Source organism: Mariniflexile aquimaris (assembly GCF_042676825.1).
In the GTDB taxonomy this organism is placed as follows: domain Bacteria; phylum Bacteroidota; class Bacteroidia; order Flavobacteriales; family Flavobacteriaceae; genus Mariniflexile; species Mariniflexile aquimaris.
In genome coordinates this window covers 1-583 of record NZ_JBHTIB010000045.1, presented here as the reverse complement: position 1 = coordinate 583, position 583 = coordinate 1, and the positions used below count along the sequence as shown (strand labels likewise).

Sequence of the window (583 nt, the reverse complement as noted above, 5' to 3'; positions counted from 1 at the left end):
TTTCCTTCGGAAAATCCTCGCACACAAGCACGCAACTTTCCATACACATAAACGTTGTGCATAATATGAAAAAACTCATTCTTGTCATTTTAGGAATTGCTTTTACATCGTGTAATCCATTCGACGAAAAAAGAGTTTTGGATTATAAAACGGAACTAACCGATTTGACTTCAAAGATTGATGAATATGACAACGGAACTTATGACAGAGATGAAATTGACGAATTTATAATTGGAGATGTTCGAGATTTGGGCATTGATTTAATTATAAAAAATAGCGGAAAGAAAAACCCTAGTTATTCTGGATTTGTCGAAGAAAACGACAGTCTGATTATTTTTGTGAATAGGTCTGGAAGTATAATAGAAACGGAGAAAAGAATAATTTATGATTTCAATAAAAAACCTCGGAATTTTGGAAATGATAATATTATTGGAGCATCCTACAAAATAGTACAATTGGACGAAAGATGGTACTATTCGGAATTAGGATTTGATTAAAATACTATGCACAACACCGTATAAAAATAATTGCGGTTTAGTGCTAAAACAAAGGTAGTTGCGTATTTGCTACATCTGATTTTCCT

Annotated in this window: 1 protein-coding gene; it reads left to right on the top strand. The window is 32.2% G+C overall.

Annotated elements, in window-relative coordinates:
* The coding region (locus ACFQ0I_RS17330) for a hypothetical protein (RefSeq protein ID WP_379944252.1) at window positions 1-497 on the top strand (497 nt) is incomplete at its 5' end.
* Window positions 498-583: the final 86 nt, after the last annotated feature.